This is a genomic window from Mesorhizobium sp. M0500 (assembly GCF_040321165.1).
Classification (GTDB): Bacteria; Pseudomonadota; Alphaproteobacteria; order Rhizobiales; family Rhizobiaceae; genus Mesorhizobium.
Genome location: NZ_JAMYRB010000073.1, coordinates 1 through 1,672 on the forward strand (window position 1 = coordinate 1; position 1,672 = coordinate 1,672).

1 protein-coding gene is annotated in these 1,672 nt (G+C 63.0%); it reads left to right on the forward strand.

Annotation, left to right across the window (positions count from 1 at the left end):
* Positions 1 to 141: 141 nt before the first annotated feature.
* A complete protein-coding gene (locus tag NKI70_RS33780; protein ID WP_352726443.1) occupies positions 142 to 1,476 on the forward strand; it encodes an ISNCY-like element ISMlo5 family transposase in 1,335 nt (444 codons plus the stop codon).
* Positions 1,477 to 1,672 lie beyond the last annotated feature (196 nt).

Consider the following 1,672-nt stretch of genomic DNA (forward strand, 5'->3'; position numbering starts at 1 on the left):
CTAGTGCGCGTCCATAAACGGCAAGCTGCTGATATTATTGAATGAATCCTGATTTTGGGTAGGCAAGGCCCGGCGGGTTCAGATACACTTCGAGATCAAGCCACTGATTCCAAAGCGTTTCTGCCACCGCCGGGGCCGACAATGCGCCAAGAACGCACCGTCCAATCCAGTGTATTTGATCTTTTCGCCGGACACGAGATCGGCTGTGAATTGAAAGCCATGTCGCAATGGCTGGACGAGCATCGCGAGCTTTTGAGCCTGGTGACGCGGGACCTGCGCCGGCACGATCTCAAGGAGACCGGCCGCGAGGGCCTGCCGGCGGAGGCTGTGCTGCGCTGCGCGCTGCTCAAGCAGCACCGCCAACTAAGCTATCAGGAACTGGCCTTTCACTTGGAGGATTCCGCCTCGTTCCGGGCTTTTGCCCGGCTGCCATGGGGGTGGAGCCCAAAGAAATCAGTCCTGCACAAGACGATCAGCGCGATCCAGGCGCCGACCTGGGAAGAAATCAACAAAGTACTGCTGGCAAGCGCCAGGCGAGAGAAGCTGGAAGGCGGCAAGGTCGTGCGCGTGGACAGCACCGTCACCGCCGCACTCGTCCACGAGCCGAGCGACAGCAGCCTGTTATGGGACGCTGTGCGGGTGATGGTGCGGCTGTTGCAGCACGCGGATGCACTGGGCAGCGCCATCCCATGGCACGATCACTGCCGCGCGGCGAAGAAGCGGTCCCGGTCGATCGAATATACCCGCGGCCGCCCGAAACGGGTGAAGCACTACCGCGAGCTGCTCAGGATCACACGCACCACCTTGGGCTATCTCCAGCAGGCGGCTGAGCAGCTGACCCTGGCGGCGAGCCCGGCCGTTGAACTGTGGCAGGCCCAAGTCCGCCATTACCGGCCGCTGATCGAGCGGATCATCGCCCAGACCGAACGGCGGGTCCTGGCAGGCGAGCCGGTCCCGGCCGGCGAGAAGCTGGTGAGCCTGTTCGAGCCGCATGCCGATATCATCGTCAAGGGCAGCCGCGACGTCGATTATGGTCACAAGATCAATCTGACCACCGGTCGCAGCGGACTGATCCTCGATCTCGTCGTCGAAGCGGGCAACCCAGCCGACAGCGAGCGTCTGCTGCTAATGCTGGAGCGCCACATCGCGTTTTACGGCGAGCCGCCGCGTCAGGCGGCGGCCGACGGCGGCTATGCCAGCCGCGCCAATCTGCGCCAGGCCAAGGCTTGGGGCGTGCGCGATATGGCGTTCCACAAGAAGAGCGCCCTCAGGATCGAAGACATGGTCAGCAGCCGCTGGGTCTATCGCAAGCTGCGCAACTTCCGCGCTGGTATCGAGGCCAGCATCTCCTGCCTGAAGCGCGCCTATGGCTTGGCCCGCTGCACCTGGCGCGGGCTCAACCACTTCAAGGCTTACGTCTGGTCCTCGGTGGTCGCTTACAATCTCGCCCTCTTCACCCGCCTCAGATCGACCTGACCCCCAGTCATCGGGCTGCGTTCAGGAGCACGCCGGCGAGCGCCGGCCGATACCCCTATGACCCCATTGCCGCCAGATCGACCCCCGGCCGCAACCTCCATGCCCTTGTACCATCACGCGTCCCCAAAACATCGCTTCAGCAGGCCAAAGACCACTGAAAACTCCGGGAAAACAGCCGTTTATGGACGCGCACTAG

Coding starts and splice junctions, on each gene's coding strand:
- NKI70_RS33780 (WP_352726443.1), top strand. CDS start 142: ATGCGCCAAGAACGCACCGTCCAATCCAGTGTATTTGATCTTTTCGCC.